The sequence below is a fragment of the Eubacteriaceae bacterium Marseille-Q4139 genome, assembly GCA_018223415.1.
In the GTDB taxonomy this organism is placed as follows: Bacteria; Bacillota; Clostridia; order Lachnospirales; family Lachnospiraceae; genus CABSIM01.
In genome coordinates this window covers 2,046,454-2,062,133 of sequence record JAGTTQ010000001.1, presented here as the reverse complement: position 1 = coordinate 2,062,133, position 15,680 = coordinate 2,046,454, and the positions used below count along the sequence as shown (strand labels likewise).

The following is a 15,680-nucleotide window of genomic DNA, read 5'->3' as shown; positions in this document are numbered from 1 at the left end:
AATCTATTTCATCCGCCAAAAAAATGTTTTTTTCGATTGGACTTATGGAATAGGGGCCATTACAATAGGTTATGTTGCGCCGGCGGCAAACAGCCGCCGGAAAATCAAACATCAGATCTGTCAGATCTTGGGAGGTATAAACCAAATGAGAAAATTTTTCACAGTCCTTCTGGCTGCATCCTTAAGCGCATCCCTTCTTGCGGGCTGCGGCTCCGGAAGCCAGGAACAAACCACGGCTGCCGCTGAGACAACGGAAACAGGCACGACCGCCGCGGCATCAGACGAAACCACAGCAGCAGCTGAAACAACCGCAGCAGCCCCGGCAGAAGCCACAAACCTGACAATCCCCAGTGCAAGCTGCGTCGCCAACTTAAACCCGCTTTTGGAGGGCATGAAGGAAGGCGTCATCATGTTAAATCCCCTTTACGATCCGCTCTATGTAAAGGACGTAAACGAGACACGCTACTATCTTGCAGAGTCCTACGACATTTCCGAGGACGGAACCGTCTATACCTTAAAATTAAAGGACGGCCTGACCTGGCATGACGGCGAGGCCATCACGGCAGACGACATGATCTTCACGTTAGATGTCTGCTCCGACACCAACAATGGCGCGGCCGGCACCAACATCGTCCTTGTAGGCGAGGAGCCGGTTTCCTATGAGAAAACCGACGATTTGACTGTCACCATCACGCTTCCGGCGCCGTCTGCTTCCTACGCAGAGCTTCTCGGAACGCTGACCCTGATTCCTGAGCATGTTTTTGAGGGCAATACAAGCATCACCGGTTCCCAGGCCAACCTTTTAGGCATCGGCTCCGGCCCCTACAAGCTCTCCGAGTTTGTACAGGATCAGTACCTTGTGGTAGAAAAATATGAAGACTACTACATGGGCGCTCCTTCCATCGACACGGTTACATTCCGGATCATCTCCGATATGGCCGCTCAGGAAGTTGCCCTTGCAAACGGCGAAGTGAATTTCCTGGAGCTTGCCAATTCCCAGGCTGTTGCAAAATACTCCAGCGATCCCAACTACACCGTGGTACAGTACCCGGAAGGCCGCGTAAACTACATGGCCGTCAACAAATTCTGCCCCACCTTTGAGGATCCCCGCGTGGTTGAGGCTGTCTTCGCAGCTTTAAACCAGGAGGAAATCATCGCCGGCGCTTACGGCGAGGGCATGGCAGTTCCGGCAAACACCATCCTCTCCAACGCCACCAACTACTATGACAGCACCATCGAAGGCTACAAGCAGGATGTGGAAAAGGCAAAGGCTCTTGTTGCCGAAGCCGGCTTAGAGGGCAAAACCATGACGCTCTACTTCAACTCCGAGCGTGTTTACATGAAGGAAACGGCCCAGATCATCCAGCAGCAGCTTAAGAACGTCGGCATCACCTTAGACGTGATCCCGCTTGAGTCCGCAGGCTTCTTCGAGAAGGTATTCGGAACCGACAGCGACTACGAGTTCTACTTAAACGGCTACGGCGCCAACGGCGATCCGGACAATGTCATCTACGGCATGTACAACGGAATCTGGGGCGTGAACCTGGCAATTTCCGACGAGCTGGCTGCCAAATGGTCCGATGCCCGTTCCGTATTTACCGATGAGGAGCGCGCCGCTCTCTACAAAGAGATTCAGGAAATGACGAGAGACGAGCTGACCTGCTACCCCATCGCTTACCCCAACTACGTGTTCGTGACTACCTCCAACATCAAGGGAACCGACACCATCAAGAGAACACCGATCTTTGAGGACTATACCAAACTCACCATGGAATAATCCCACAGACTGCAAAATGCCGCCTTCTGCCTAAGGGGCGGCATTTTCAGGTCTGCGCGTGCTTACAAATTCCGCACAGAAAGGAACAAAAACCAATGAAACAGTTTGTTCTGAAACGGCTTCTTCAGGCGATCCTCGTCTGGTTCCTGGTCTCTGTCTTCTCCTTCTCCATCATTTACTTTGCACCCGGCGACCCCTTATACATCTACATGACACCGGGAGCCACCGGACACAAAATGACCGACGAGGAGCTGGACCGCATGCGCGAATCCCTCGGCTTAAACGGGACGGCCACGGAACAGTATGTCCGCTGGGCAGAAAAAATGCTTCAGGGAAACTGGGGCATCTCCGTACAGACGAAGGAGCCCGTCTTAAATGAAATCGCAAAGAGACTACCCGCCACCGTGGGGCTTATGGGGACATCTCTTCTTTTGTCCCTGCTCATCTCCATCCCCCTGGGGCTGGCTGCCGGAGCCAAAAAGAACGGCCTGGCCGACAATCTCATAAGCGCCGTCACCTACGTCGGTGTCTCCATCCCGGCCTTCTGGCTCGGGATTATGCTGATTATCATATTTTCCATGAAGCTTAAGCTGCTTCCCAGCTCCGGCATGCGTACCATCGGCGTCACAAGCACCATCGACGTAATCCGCCACGGCATCCTGCCGGCCATCGTTCTCAGCATGAACAACATGGCCGTGTTTGTCCGCTATATCCGCTCCAACACCATCGTGCAGCTGGAGGAGGAGTATGTCATGACTGCCGTCTCCAAGGGCCTTTCCGGGCGCATGATCCTGTTTGGGCAGGTGCTTAAAAACTGCCTGCTCCCGGTCATCACCACCGTCGGCTCCCGCCTCGGAAGCCTCGTGACCGGTTCGTTCATCGTGGAATCCGTGTTCAACTGGCCGGGACTTGGAACCCTTGGCATGAGCTCCATCAACAACCGGGACTACCCGATGGTCATGGGAATCACCATGTTCTCCTGTACCATGCTTTTGCTCGGCAACTTCCTGGCGGACATTCTCTACGGCTTTGCGGATCCGCGGATCAAGCTTGGAAAGGAGTAAGCAAATGGCAAAACTGATATCCCCCTTAAACAAAGCGGCTCTGCGGGCAGAGGACTTCATGAAGGCCGAAAAGGAAGGCGAGGCGGCCGGCGCCAGCTACGAGCGCAGCCTCTTTTCCCATATCCGCTCTGCGTTAAAATCCAACCGGCTTGCGATGGTCTGCCTCGTCCTCTTAATCGTGATCGTCCTCTCGTCCATGTTTGCGTTCCTCTCGCCTTACGATCCGGATTACATGGACGTCATGAACAAAATGGCGCCGCCCAGCGCTAAACACTGGTTTGGCACCGATGAGCTTGGCCGCGACTCTTTCACCCGTGCTCTCTACGGCGGCAGGGTCTCCCTCACCGTCGGCGTCTCCGCCATGATCGTATCCGTCCTCATCGGCACGGCCATCGGCTCCGTCAGCGGCTATGTGGGAGGAACGCTGGATGCGGTACTGATGCGGATCGTGGACATGTTCCAGTCCGTCCCGAGCCTGCTTTTAATTATTGTATTCTTCTCCTTTGTCCCCAACAACATGGTGACGCTCGTCATCATGCTGGCCCTGTTTTCCTGGACCGGCGTCGCGCGGATTGTCCGCGCCCAGACCCTGACCTTAAAGGAGAGGGATTTTGTCATTGCTGCGAAGACGCTCGGAGTCAGCCATCCGGAGATCATTCTCCGCCACATCATCCCAAACATGACGACCCACATCATCGTGGCGGCCTCCTTAAGCGTCGCCGGTGCCATCCTGGATGAGTCGTCCTTAAGCTTTCTCGGGTACGGCGTGGCGCTTCCGAAGGCCTCCTGGGGCTCCATGCTCCAGAACGCACAGCAGTATATCCTGTATGACCCGCTGCTTGCCGTGATCCCGGGCGTTTTCATCCTGCTTACGGTTTTATGTCTGAATATTCTGGGCGATATTCTCCAGCATGCGCTGGATCCCCGCCTCAGCAAATAGGAGGTGAACGGAAATGAAACATTTATTGGAGGTACGCGACTTAAAGGTCTCCTACCACAGCTATGCCGGTGAGGTGCAGTCTGTCCGCGGGGTGAACTTTTACGTGGACGCCGGAGAGTCCGTCGCCATCGTCGGGGAATCCGGCTGCGGAAAATCCGTCACCGCCCGCTCCATCATGGGGTTGATTCAGACGCCGCCGGGCGAAATCAAGGCCGGCAGTGAAATCCTCTTTGAGGGGAGAAACCTGCTGGAAATGAGCAAAAAGGAATGGGAAAGCTACCGCGGAAGCGGCTGTTCCATCGTCTTCCAGGACGCGCTGGCCGCTTTGAACCCGACGCTTACCATCGGCCGCCAGATCGCCGAAAAAATCATGATCCACGGCGGAGGCGGAAAACAGGCGGCCTACGAAGAGGCCGGACGGCTTCTTGGCCTCGTTGGAATCCCGAATCCCGAGAGGCGGCTTCGCCAGTATCCCCACGAGTTTTCCGGCGGCATGCGCCAGCGGGCCATGATCGCCATCGCGTTGGCATGCAGCCCGAAGCTTCTGATTGCCGACGAGCCCACCACGGCTCTCGATGTGACAATCCAGGCCGATATTCTGGATCTTTTAAAGAAGCTCCAGAAGGAGACCGGCATGGCGTTAATTCTCATCACTCATGACCTGGGCATCGTCGCCAGCGTTTCCAAACGGATCGTCGTCATGTACGCCGGAACCATCGTGGAGACAGGGAGCAGCCGCGACATCTTTTACCGCCCGAAGCACCCCTACACCAGCGCCCTGCTGCGCGCCGTGCCGCGCCTTGACATTGACGAAGAACAGGAGCTGGAATCCATCGAGGGAAGCACGCCGAACATGCTGGCGCCGCCCGCCGGCTGTGCTTTTGCACCGCGGTGCAGACACTGCATGAACATCTGCCGGAGGCTTACGCCGCCTCTGTTTGAATTCGAGGAGAATCATACGGCCTCCTGCTGGCTCTATTATTCTCCTGACGCAAAAGAATAGGAGGCCGCAAAGATGAAGCAAAATGAAATCATTCTGGAAGCCAGGCATCTGAAAAAATATTTTAAGACGGGAAGGAAGCTTCTCAGGGCCGTGGACGATGTGTCCTTTTTCATCCGCAAAGGCGAGACCCTTGGCCTGGTGGGCGAATCCGGCTGCGGGAAAACCACATGCGGGCGCACCTGCATCGGGATTTATGAGCGCACCGACGGGGAAGTCCTTTATAAAGGAAAAGACATCCATGCCCTGAAAGGAAAAGAGAAGAAAGACTTCACAAAGGAAGTGCAGATTATTTTCCAGGATCCCTATTCTTCCCTGGATCCGAAAATGAAGGTCGGTGAAATCATCGCAGAGGGGCTTCGTGCCCACAAGCTCTGCCCGGATAAGGCCAGCCAGGAGAAAAAAGTCCGGGAGCTTTTAGAGACCGTCGGGCTCAACGCCGAGCACGCGACGCGGTATGTCCACGAGTTTTCCGGCGGCCAGAGACAGCGGATCGGCATCGCCCGCGCCCTGGCGGTGGAGCCGGAGCTCATCGTCTGTGACGAGCCCATCTCCGCCCTGGACGTGTCCATCCAGGCGCAGATTGTGAACCTGCTGATCCGTCTCCAGAAAGAAAAGGGGCTCACCTACCTCTTTATCGCCCACGATCTTTCCATGGTAAAGCATATTTCCGACCGGGTCTGCGTCATGTACCTGGGCACCATCGCGGAGATCACCACCTCCGCCGCCCTCTATGCAAAGCCGCTGCACCCGTACACCCAGGCGCTCTTATCGGCGATCCCCATCCCGGATCCCGATCTTGAAGAAACCGACCGCAGGATCCGCCTGAAAGGCGAAACGCCGAATCCTTTGGATCCGCCGGCCGGCTGCCGGTTTTGCAGCCGCTGCATGTACGCCGAAGATATCTGCCGCAGGGAACGGCCGGCACTCCGCGAGGTGGAGCCGGATCATTACGTCGCCTGCCATAAGGTTGAAAAAGACGGGTCTCTGTGACCCGTCTTTCTTTCGCGCAGGGGAACTCCTCCCCTACCTGCTCTCTTTTAAATGGAATTTATTTGCCTCTCCATCTTTTTTGTCGTAGGACATGCTGATTCCGACGATTCCCGCCAGGATGATGGCTGTGCCGGCCGCCTGAACCGGGCGGAACACCTCATGGAGCAGGAACACGCCGGACACAATGGCAACCACCGTGCTCATGGTGCAGGTGGAGGCGTAAACCGCAAATGGCAGGTTCGCCGATGCGTAGGTCATGCAGAGGAAGGCCACGACGCAGGAGGCAATCCCCATGTAGAGGACGGAAATGCCGAATTCCGGGCAGAGAAGCCCGTCGAAATAGCTTCCCAGGCTTCCGGCCGCCGCACTCTTTCCGACGGAGATGACGTTGAACAGCAGCGCGCCCATGCCGGTCGTAATGTAGATGATTTCAAAGGACGTAAAAATGGCCGATGCACGGCGCACCAGGACGCGGTTGACTGCCACCGCCATGTTGGTGCCGACGATCAGTGCCAGGCCGATGGCCGTCATGCCGGTGCTGCCGGGATCCACAAGATTCGCCACGAACACGCCGGCCACGCAGACCAGCACGAACATAAGCTGGCGCCTCGTCGGGTATTCTTTATTGATCAGGGCAGAAAACACCAGCATCACAATGGGCAGCATGCTGTTGTACATGGCAATCTGCGACGTGGGCGCGTAGGACGTGGACGTCGTCTCTAAAATCTGGCTGATGGCCGGGTTAAACAGGCCGCAGAGGAAAATCAGGCCCACAAAGCCTTTTTTATAGTTGACCTTCTTGATTCCAAGAAGCAGGATTCCCGTCATGACGAGAAAGCCCAGGGTGAAGCGGAAGGAAAGGAATTTAACCGTATCCTGATCGACAACGGCCATGCCCATTTTGATAAAAAAATAAGCCATGCCGAAAAGGAACTGTGCGAGAAGGTTGGCAAGCAGAGGGATGTACTTTTTCATTGGTTTTGTCTCCTGTCAAATGCTGTTTCGTCTGCTCCCATTCTATCACATCTCGGCCCGAATTGGAATTCCTTATTTCTCAGCTCCGGTTCAGATACTCCATGATCCCCATATGGATCGTCCAGGCCAGGCGATCCTGGTATTCCGCCTGGTTTAAAAGCGAGGCCTCCTTCCAGTTGCTTAAAAAGCCGCACTCCACGATTACAATCGGGCACCTCACATGGAGCAGCAGATAATAATTCCCGTTGGGCTTCGCCAGCCGGCGGTTCGCCTCCCCAAGCACATAGTCAAACCGTTCCTGAAGGATTTCTGCCAGCTCTTTCCCCTTCGGAGAATCCTGATAATAAAAGACCTGGCCGCCGCAGACCTCCTCCTCGTGGTAGCTGTTCTGATGGATGCTGACCGCCAGGTCTGCGCCGCTCTCATTGGCGATGGCACACCTGTTCTGCATATCGGACATCTTCTTTTTCTGCGCTCCGGCGTCCGAAAGCGCCGCGTCCTCCTCCCGTGTCATAATCACGCGCACATCCGACTGCTCCAGATATTTCTTAAGGCGCAGGGCAATCTCCAGATTGATGTCCTTTTCCAGGCTCCCGTCCACGCCGACCTTCCCCGGATCGCTCCCGCCGTGCCCGGCGTCAATCACAACCGTCGGCCGCTCCGTCATGCCTGCCGCCTCCCCGGAAAGGACTTCGACACCCCCATACTGCACGGCAAGGAAAACCATGGCAATGAGAAGCAGGCCCATGAATGGCTCCAGCACCATCTTCTTCACGTCTTCCACCTCGGACTGTGTTTGTAAAAATATATCGCGCCGCGGCAGAAAAAAGAACAGGAGCCGCAGATTTCCGCCTGCGGCCCCATACTTACTCGTTTTCTGTTCCTGTCTCTTCCCACCGGATCGAATCCCAGGCGGCCTCGTCCTCAAGCCCCAGCTTCCAGCAGGCCACCCCGGCCAGGTCATACTGGCGGATCAGCTCCATTTTCTTTTCCAGGGAGTCTTCTTCTTCCATCCAGATAAACTGCATGCCCTCATCGCTCTGGAACTCGCCGTAATACTGTCCCAGTTCTTCCTGCCAGTAGAGCTCCACCTGGTTCTCTTCAATCCATTCCTTCGCCTTTGCGATGCCGAGGGCCGTGGATTTCCAGCCGGATTCCGTCTCCGTCCAGAGCCTCGTGTAAAATGGCACGGCGTTGATGACCTTCTCCTTCGGCACATCGTTAAGCGTCCGCTCAATGCCGCCGCGCACATAGTCCAGAGATGCCACAGAACCGGCTTCCCCGCCGGCGTAGTGCTCGTCGTAGCCCATGATAATCACGTAATCTGCGACGATCCCCTGTTCTTCCCTGTCATAAAAATCATTGTAGCTGGCCGGCACATAGTTGTCCACGGACAGCACAATCCCCTTTTCCCGGCAGGCGATGGAAAGCTCCCGCAAAAACTGGACATAGTGGACGCCAGCCTCCGGCTTAAGTCCCTCAAAATCCATGTTCAGGCCGTCCAGATCATATTGTTCCACATCGTCCATCAGGCTGTTGATCAGCTTCCGCCGCTTTGTGGTGGACGCCAGGAGAATCTCCGAATTGACGTCGTCGCTGAAGTTGTCGAGAAGCGCCCAAACCTGAAGCCCCATTTCATGAGCCTTGTCCACGTAAGACCGGCTGGCAAGAGAGCGGTAATTTCCCTCGTTGTCCAAAAGGGCAAACCAGGTTGGGGAAACGACGTTGACTCCCTTCGTATTTTCAATGAGGCTTTCCAGCCCATTGTTGGCCTCCATGGTTGTGACCTGGTGCCAGACAAGCGTCACCTTCTCCGGAAGGCTGGTGCCCTCATAGACCGGTTCCGCAAAATTCCCGGAAAACTCCCGGCTTTCCGCCGGCTCCAGGACTTTATTCTGAATATAGCCCACATGGCCGTCCGGCGTTTCCACCCGCGACCACTCTTCCATGGCCTCTAAAACCGTGACCTCCGTCCCCTTGGCGGCCTCGGTTACGACGGGGCTCTTGATTCCGCCCTGCTCCCGGACTTTCCCGTTTTTCTTCACCTGGGCCACCTGCCTCGTCCCCCATTCGTTGAGGAAGACGCGCTTCACATCTCCGGAATCATAGGACGAAATCTGCACATTCGTATAGTTTGCAATCAGGCCGAGGGCCAGATAAACCTCCCCCTCTTCTTCTAAAAGCAGGGGATTCCCGGTGGAGCCCATGGTATTGGCATCCGCATACACAATCTGATCCGGCAGCGCATAGACAAGAAGGCTTTCCGTACTGTCCCAGTAAAATCTCTTATTCAGCTTTTCATTGACCCAGGTGAGCGGCAGGTACGTCTGGCCGTTCCTCCAGATGCCTTTTACCTCCTGGAGCCCATCCTCATAGAGCACAGCCGTCTCATCCCCGGAAACGCCGTAATAAGCATTCAAATCCGACGGATCGTTTGACGGTATGTATTTTTTCAGTACCTGGAAGCCAAAAACTCCCAGAAGAATCACCAGAATCAGCCCGAGGGCGATAAAAACAGGAATTATTTTTTTCATTCGCGTGGTCTCCCGATCATGGATCATGCCGCCATTTTCCGCCATGTGCAGAAAAAACGGCATGCGCCGTATTGTATGCGAACATTATATCATGTCCGCTGCGCGGCCATGAGCCTCCGGCGGAACTTAGCGCCCGGCTTTCTGCGGTGAACGCAGAAACCGGTATGCGCAGGTATAATGTTCACGTTATGAACATTATACCATGTCCGCTGCGCGGCCATAAGCCTCCGGCGGATTTTAGCGCCCGGCTTTCCGCGATGAACGCGGAAACTGGTATGCGCAGATATAATAACCGCTTTGCGGTTATTATATCACGTCCCTCAGACAATGTGTGTTAATTTTTTGTAACATTTCCCGCCCAATGCTTAAGAAATTCTGTCGGCAAAACAGGGGTTCCGAAGCATTCCCGCCCATTTCTTATTTATTGTACACCTTGTCAAAGCGAATTTCCTTGAGTCCGCCTGACTCAGCCTGGACATAGTCGCCCATGTAAAACATCCCGTCTTCCCGAACGCGGAACAGCCGCTCCCATTCCCTGGGCCCGGACAGTCTCCCGTCGACATAGATGGGGATCCCTTTCTCACTGAACCGTTTTAAGCCTTCGATATACCGCTCCATATCCTCTTTGCTGATCTCCGGCTCCGTAAGGATGGGACGCCTTACGCCGTAATTTCTCTTTCTCATACGGCTCCCTCCTTCTGCCGGCAAAGCCGCCACAAGGAGATTTCGTGACACGGCCCCGCCGGACTGTTTTCTTCCGTTCCTTTCACAGCTTACATGCAGTCTCCCGTCAGGCGGTCGAAAAAATCCCGGCTCTCCCATGTGACCGCAAAGGCATCCGCTGAAAACGGAATCCGCAAGGCCTCCAGACGGTACCGGCGCTTAAATTCTCTTCTGGTCTCCTCACTGCCGAAAACAGCAAGGCTTGTCCAGCTCTTCTTTCCTTCCGCCGCCTTCTTCCTCTCAAATTCCCGGAACCTCTCCTGCTGCCACTCGCTGAAGGAGCCCACAAGAAACTGCCTTTCGCACCGCAGGAATTCTGCCCATTCCGTCTTCTCCGCATTTCCGAAGTCGATCAGGATATCCTCATAATCCCCTGCCAGTGCCGCTGAAAGCTCACCTGACCCGGCTTTCTTAAAATAATCTGCCTCCAGGACACGAAACGGTTTTCTGTCTCTGCTCATTCCCGTGCATACGCGCTCCATCTGCTCCAGGTCTCCGGATCCGTTCCACTCTAAGAGAGCGGCCCGCCTTCTCCTGTAACCGGCCAGATAATTCACGAACATCACGGAAAAATGCGTGGCCCCGACGCCTTCCCCGACGCCGGCGATTCCAAAAATCCGCGGAACCGCCCCCGCCTTTTCCGGACGCGCTTTAACCTTTCCCATGTATTCCCATCTCCCGTTTCCAAGGTCAGAATCTCCCGAAAACAGGCATCCGCACGGCCTGCTGCTATGGGGTTCGGAAAGAACGGAAGATAATAAACCGGCAGAAAGCCGATATCCTCCGGGAGGGAGAGACGAAAGCCCGCGTCCATATGATTAAACAGCAGGATGGGCCTGCAAAAGGAAGAAAGCTCCCTGGCCGCATGGACGGTGCCGTCAATTTCCCACCATTTTCCGCCGCATACCAACAGGAAAAGACCGCCGCCGGACAGTTCCCTGCCGGCCTCTTTCCATGCCGTGCCGAAGTCTTTTACGATCACCGGAAAATATGGATATGACATTTGAACTGATTTTCCATAAGATGGGCGGATGTACACGTTTCCCGTGCGGATGATGCCGTTTTTATCAGGCTTTGCGTTCCTGTTTTTCGCAAAGTTCCTGGCCGCATCCGATTCATGGGATTCCTGATACAGAGCCGGATACCCGTTTCGGGTCAAGAAATCTGACAGACCGACTGCCGTGTGGGTGGTACCGATTCCACGCTTCACACCGGCAACCGCAATGATTTGAGACTGAACTGCATCCTCTGACACCTCTGCCTGAAGCTCCAAAAGCGCCTCTAAAAGCGCCTGTGCAGACGGATAGCGCATTTCTTTGCCGGCAGCCATACAGCCGCAGACAACGCGCCTCAAGCCCCGTGACGAAGGAAGCTTCGCAAGGTCCGGCTCCTTTCCCGGCGGCTGCCCCATACACATATAGTAAAGAAGGGCTCCGACCGCATAGATATCGGTACGTCCGTCCAACGGGCCGCCTTCGTACTGTTCCGGCGCCGCGAAACCAATCGTCCCATAACGTCTCCCAAAGGTGCCCGCGTCCGAAGCATGGCATGCATGGTCGAAATCCGTAAGCCTCACGGTTTTTCCGCACACAAAAAGATTCTTCGGCTGCAGGTCAAGATGCAGGATGGGGTTATTTGCTGAATACATGAACTGAATGAGACGGCAGAGCTGGATCGAGAAATCCACTGCCATTTTCACTGACAGGCCGCCCAGGCGCTTCACCAGGGCGTATAAAGATTCGCCTTCAAGATATTCTTCAATCAGATAACTGTTGTCTTCGTCCTCTTCGACGTCGTACACGATTGGAATTCCGGGATGCCGGAGTTCCTTTAGAAACAGGGCCTCTTTTCGGAAAGTTTCGTAGCCGGAAACCGCTTTGGGCACCACCTTGATGGCCCTGTATTCCTCCAGCTCCAGATGGAACGCCAGATACACGGTTCCTGACCGCCCGCTTCCCAGTTTTCTGCACAAACGGTATTTTCCAAACAGAATGTGTTCTCCGATAGCCGCACCTCCTTTTTGGCAATACAATCTCATCCCTATTTTAATACATGGCGCCGCCTTTTACAAGCCAAATCTTACATTCCTTAAATTTTTACAAAATTTTTTACATATCATTGCAAAACCGTAATATGATATAGTATATTATATTTGTAGAATTATATTTTTTTGCTTATCCGGGACAGCCGGTCTCCGGCAGCCGGATTTCATTTTAAAAAGACAGGAAGTGAGCCTATGAAAATAGAACGTATCAGCGAGAACCAGATCCGCTGTACCCTGAGCAATTATGACCTGAATGCCAGGAACCTCAATTTAAGCGAGCTGGCGTATGGAAGCGAAAAAGCGAGAAACCTGTTCCGCGAAATGATACAGAAAGCCTCCAATGAAGTGGGCTTCGAGGCAGAGGACATCCCCTTAATGGTGGAGGCCATTCCTCTCGCAAACGAAAGCGTCATGCTGATTATCACAAAAATTGAAGACCCGGAGGAGCTGGACACCAGATTTTCCAAGTTCTCCCCCTCCGACGACGAGGAGGACAGCCCCTGGTCCTCGCTGGCAAGCGAATTCCTGGAGGGAGCCGACGGCCTGTTGAACCTTCTCGATGACGCGGCCGCCAAGGCCGGCCAGAAGGCAGCCGCCCCTGCCGCAGACGAAACGGCCGGGCCGCGGGAAAAGGCGCTCCAGTCCATGCGCGTCTATGTTTTCGACTCCCTTGATGCCGTCTGTGCGGCCGCCGGGGAAACCGGAAAAAATTACACCGGCAGGAATGTCCTCTATAAAAACCCGGCGAGCGGCAAATATTACCTGGTTTTAAGGAAAGAAGGCACTGACGAAATCGCCTTCAGCCGTACCTGCAACACCTTATCCGAATACGGAAAGCGTGTTCGCCATGACGCGGCCACCGAGGCCTATTACGCCGAGCATTATGAGATTATTGTAAAAAAAGACGCTCTCCAGGCGCTTTGCAGACTGTAACGGAAAAGCCGGCAGACCTTCCCGAAATGGGATATGGCCTGCCGGCTTTATAGATCCGATTACGCGTCCTTCTTTTCCAGGTACTCGTTGATCACGGCTACCAGCTTGTCCACGCTGATTCCATGTACCATACATGCCTCTTCCAGCGTCTCGCCCTGAGAAGACGGGCATCCAACACAATGCATGCCGGCTCCCATCAGAAGCTGTGCAATGTTGATGTCGATCTGGAGAAGTTCCCCAATCAGCATATCTTTATTAACCTGCATCGGCGTCCTCCTTATAAAGACTTTGTCTTGTGTTACCATGAGAGTATAATACTTTTTTTGCCTCTTGGCAAGGCCTCATTTTCCCCTCGCGGGCAAATACCCTGCCCATGCCGAAAATCATATGGATTTACACGCTTTTTGATAAAAATTCCACTTGAATATTTCATGCTTTTATTATATGATTATAAACTGTAAAAGCGTTTTAAAACTCAAAGGAGGTACATGTTATGGCATATGTAATTAACGATACCTGTGTAAGCTGCGGTTCCTGCGCCGGCGAATGTCCGGTAAACGCAATCTCCCAGGGAGACGGCAAGTACGACATCGACGCTGATGCTTGCATCAGCTGCGGAACATGTGCAGGTGTCTGTCCGACAGGCGCAATCAGCGAGGGCTGATTTTAAACTGCTACATACGGAAAAAAACGTGCCATCCGGCACGTTTTTTCTGTATTCAGGAAAATGTCAGGCAAGGAGGCTGATTTCCCTGGAATATCAAAAGAAAAAAGCGATCCTCGTCGTAAGCTTCGGCACCAGCGTAAATGAGACGAGAGCCCGGACCCTGGATGCCATCGAAGACTCTGTCCGGGATGCCTACCCTGATTTTCAGGTTTACCGCGCCTGGACGAGCCCCAGGATCCGCACCCTGATTTACGAGCGCGACCATGTAAAAATCGACAGCGTCCCCGAGGCCATGGAACAGATGGCGCAGGATGGGATCCGCGATGTTATCGTCCAGCCGACCCATATGTTAAACGGGATCCAAAACGATGGGATGAAGGACGATGCCATGAAATTTTCCGGCGCCTTTTCCTCTCTTCGCTTCGGCTCGCCGCTCCTCACATCAGCCGAAGACGGCGACGCCGTCCTGGAGGCGATTCTGTCAGAATTTCATGACCTCTTCAATGAGGAGATGCTTGTCCTCATGGGACATGGGACGGCACACTGCGCCAATTCTGTCTACGGAGACCTGAACCGCCGTTTTAAAGACCTGGGCCACCCCAATATTTTTCTTGGAACGGTGGACGCCAGCCCGGACATCGGGGAGCTTCTTGCTCTTGCGGCCGCCCGCAGGCCGCGGCGCATTCTCCTGGCCCCATTTTTAATCGTTTCCGGAAGCCACGTCCTGGAGGACATGGCCGGAGCAAATCAGGACTCCTGGCGCTCCCGGTTTTCAGCAGCCGGATATGAGGTAAAATGCGTCTTAAAAGGCCTTGGCGAGTATCCTGCCATCCGTCGGATTTTTTTAAGGCATATTGCAGAGGCGGTCTGAACGGCCGCCGGACTTAAAGCTTGTTCCCGTTTCTCCCGAACTTTTTCTTTCTGTTGAAATGGAGCGGGAAAAACGGGACTTTGGAGGCCGCAGCCTCGGCCCGCCCTTTGCTCTCCTTCTGGTAAAGCCGGATCGTCTCATCGAGCTGGCGGAACCGCTCCTCGTCCCGCTCATCCGCGACCCGCATCAGATAATCCAGCTCTTTTAAAACCTTATCGTTTACCATCCTGCTGATATCCTGGCTCAGCTTTTCGTTGTTTTCCTCGATGGCCTGTCCAATCATCTCGCTCATCAGGCGTTTGAACTGTTCCGCTTTTTCCTCCGCCATCATGGCGGTCAGCTCCTTGTCGTCCATCTTCTCAAGCTCTGCCGCTTCTTTTTCCGTACACTCCTTAAGCACAGCCACAACATCCTCCTCCAATACATCGGTCGGCACCACCACTTCCCCGTCCGTCTCCAGGGATTTGGCTAACGCCGCTTTGATCGCCTTCAGCTGATATCCTTTTTCCTTCAGGTCTTTGATCTGTTTAAAAAGACGGATATGGAAATCCGTATAATACCGGTGTCCCATCTCGTTTCGCGGTATGTTCATTTCCAGCTCTTCTTCCCAGTACCTGAGAACATGAGATTCAACATCAACCTTTTTCGAGGCGTCCGAAATCAGGTAGTGTGTTTCTGACATAGTCGTCCTCTTCCTTTCATAATATTTCTTATGGCTCAAAGGCAAGTCCGTTTTCTTCGCACCTATTTTTAATATATGAAAGGACATTAAAAAATATGACAGTAACAGTTCAGCCATGCAGACACATATGACAAAATGCCGCGTGTGAGCTTGCTCACAGAGCGGAGTTTTGTCATATGTGGATATAGGGCGAACGCCCGACATGAATCATTTGACGGCCAATCCTATTTTTCGTTAGCCGATAGAATAGGCTCCGTCAAATTATGAATGTGTGGCTGAACTGTTACATAAAATGTCTGCACTTAATAATCATTCTTAAGCAGGTTCAGAAGGATTCTCAAGGCCCTTTTCCCTCTTATATTCTGAAAGCTCCTCCGCCGTAAACGCCAAAAGGCCTGCTGCTTCTTCTAAACTTAAAGACGGGCTGGCCTTTAAAGTGTACCCTTTGTCAAGGACATTTTAAGAAGAAGGGATTTT

16 protein-coding genes are annotated in these 15,680 nt (G+C 53.8%); 8 read left to right on the top strand and 8 right to left on the bottom strand.

The window, feature by feature from the left end; all coding sequences use genetic code 11:
• The first annotated feature begins 145 nt into the window (after positions 1 to 145).
• From KE531_09750 to KE531_09730, 5 genes are all read left to right on the top strand, one after another.
• Complete coding sequence (locus tag KE531_09750; protein ID MBR9953894.1) at positions 146 to 1,777, top strand: ABC transporter substrate-binding protein; 1,632 nt, start codon at positions 146 to 148, stop codon at positions 1,775 to 1,777.
• Positions 1,778 to 1,872: 95 nt separating this feature from the next.
• Positions 1,873 to 2,841, top strand: coding sequence for an ABC transporter permease (locus KE531_09745; GenBank protein MBR9953893.1), 969 nt, complete (start codon positions 1,873 to 1,875; stop codon positions 2,839 to 2,841).
• A 4-nt stretch (positions 2,842 to 2,845) separates the two neighbouring features.
• Positions 2,846 to 3,781 (top strand): ABC transporter permease, encoded by a 936-nt coding sequence (locus KE531_09740; GenBank protein ID MBR9953892.1) that lies wholly within the window; start codon positions 2,846 to 2,848, stop codon positions 3,779 to 3,781.
• A gap of 13 nt (positions 3,782 to 3,794) precedes the next feature.
• On the top strand, positions 3,795 to 4,784 hold the full coding sequence (locus KE531_09735; protein ID MBR9953891.1) for an ABC transporter ATP-binding protein: 990 nt from the start codon (positions 3,795 to 3,797) through the stop codon (positions 4,782 to 4,784).
• 12 nt (positions 4,785 to 4,796) lie between these two features.
• A complete protein-coding gene (locus tag KE531_09730) occupies positions 4,797 to 5,774 on the top strand; it encodes an ATP-binding cassette domain-containing protein (protein MBR9953890.1) in 978 nt (325 codons plus the stop codon).
• A 33-nt stretch (positions 5,775 to 5,807) separates the two neighbouring features.
• Here the strand turns inward: KE531_09730 and KE531_09725 are convergent, their stop codons facing one another.
• The 6 genes from KE531_09725 to KE531_09700 form a co-directional block, all read right to left on the bottom strand.
• Positions 5,808 to 6,749 (bottom strand): DMT family transporter, encoded by a 942-nt coding sequence (locus tag KE531_09725; protein MBR9953889.1) that lies wholly within the window; start codon positions 6,747 to 6,749, stop codon positions 5,808 to 5,810.
• 79 nt (positions 6,750 to 6,828) lie between these two features.
• A complete protein-coding gene (locus tag KE531_09720; GenBank protein MBR9953888.1) occupies positions 6,829 to 7,497 on the bottom strand; it encodes an N-acetylmuramoyl-L-alanine amidase in 669 nt (222 codons plus the stop codon).
• A gap of 118 nt (positions 7,498 to 7,615) precedes the next feature.
• Positions 7,616 to 9,283 (bottom strand): SH3 domain-containing protein, encoded by a 1,668-nt coding sequence (locus tag KE531_09715; protein MBR9953887.1) that lies wholly within the window; start codon positions 9,281 to 9,283, stop codon positions 7,616 to 7,618.
• 417 nt (positions 9,284 to 9,700) lie between these two features.
• Positions 9,701 to 9,901: a hypothetical protein gene (locus tag KE531_09710; GenBank protein MBR9953886.1), complete on the bottom strand. Its 201-nt coding sequence runs from the start codon at positions 9,899 to 9,901 to the stop codon at positions 9,701 to 9,703.
• A 155-nt stretch (positions 9,902 to 10,056) separates the two neighbouring features.
• The gene (locus KE531_09705) at positions 10,057 to 10,671 is read right to left on the bottom strand and encodes a hypothetical protein (GenBank protein MBR9953885.1); all 615 of its coding nucleotides are present in this window, start codon (positions 10,669 to 10,671) and stop codon (positions 10,057 to 10,059) included.
• Positions 10,569 to 11,978 (bottom strand): serine/threonine protein kinase, encoded by a 1,410-nt coding sequence (locus KE531_09700; GenBank protein MBR9953884.1) that lies wholly within the window; start codon positions 11,976 to 11,978, stop codon positions 10,569 to 10,571. The genes KE531_09705 and KE531_09700 overlap by 103 nt, the downstream gene beginning before the upstream one ends.
• Before the next feature lie 264 nt (positions 11,979 to 12,242).
• Here KE531_09700 and KE531_09695 point away from each other — a divergent pair, with 264 nt between their 5' ends.
• Positions 12,243 to 12,983, top strand: coding sequence for an adaptor protein MecA (locus KE531_09695; protein ID MBR9953883.1), 741 nt, complete (start codon positions 12,243 to 12,245; stop codon positions 12,981 to 12,983).
• A 59-nt stretch (positions 12,984 to 13,042) separates the two neighbouring features.
• On the opposite strand, the gene KE531_09690 is transcribed toward KE531_09695, so the two are convergent.
• Positions 13,043 to 13,249 carry a DUF1858 domain-containing protein gene (locus tag KE531_09690; protein ID MBR9953882.1) on the bottom strand — a complete coding sequence of 69 codons (207 nt, stop codon included), beginning with the start codon at positions 13,247 to 13,249 and terminating at the stop codon, positions 13,043 to 13,045.
• A gap of 227 nt (positions 13,250 to 13,476) precedes the next feature.
• On the opposite strand from KE531_09690, the gene KE531_09685 reads away from it, so the two are divergent.
• Together KE531_09685 and KE531_09680 are read left to right on the top strand one after the other, a co-directional pair.
• Positions 13,477 to 13,647 carry a 4Fe-4S binding protein gene (locus KE531_09685; GenBank protein MBR9953881.1) on the top strand — a complete coding sequence of 57 codons (171 nt, stop codon included), beginning with the start codon at positions 13,477 to 13,479 and terminating at the stop codon, positions 13,645 to 13,647.
• A gap of 88 nt (positions 13,648 to 13,735) precedes the next feature.
• Positions 13,736 to 14,521, top strand: a complete 786-nt coding sequence (locus KE531_09680) for a sirohydrochlorin cobaltochelatase (GenBank protein ID MBR9953880.1) — start codon at positions 13,736 to 13,738, stop codon at positions 14,519 to 14,521.
• Positions 14,522 to 14,534: 13 nt separating this feature from the next.
• On the opposite strand, the gene KE531_09675 is transcribed toward KE531_09680, so the two are convergent.
• Entirely contained in the window at positions 14,535 to 15,203 is a 669-nt protein-coding gene (locus KE531_09675) for a MerR family transcriptional regulator (GenBank protein MBR9953879.1), read from the bottom strand.
• Positions 15,204 to 15,680: the final 477 nt, after the last annotated feature.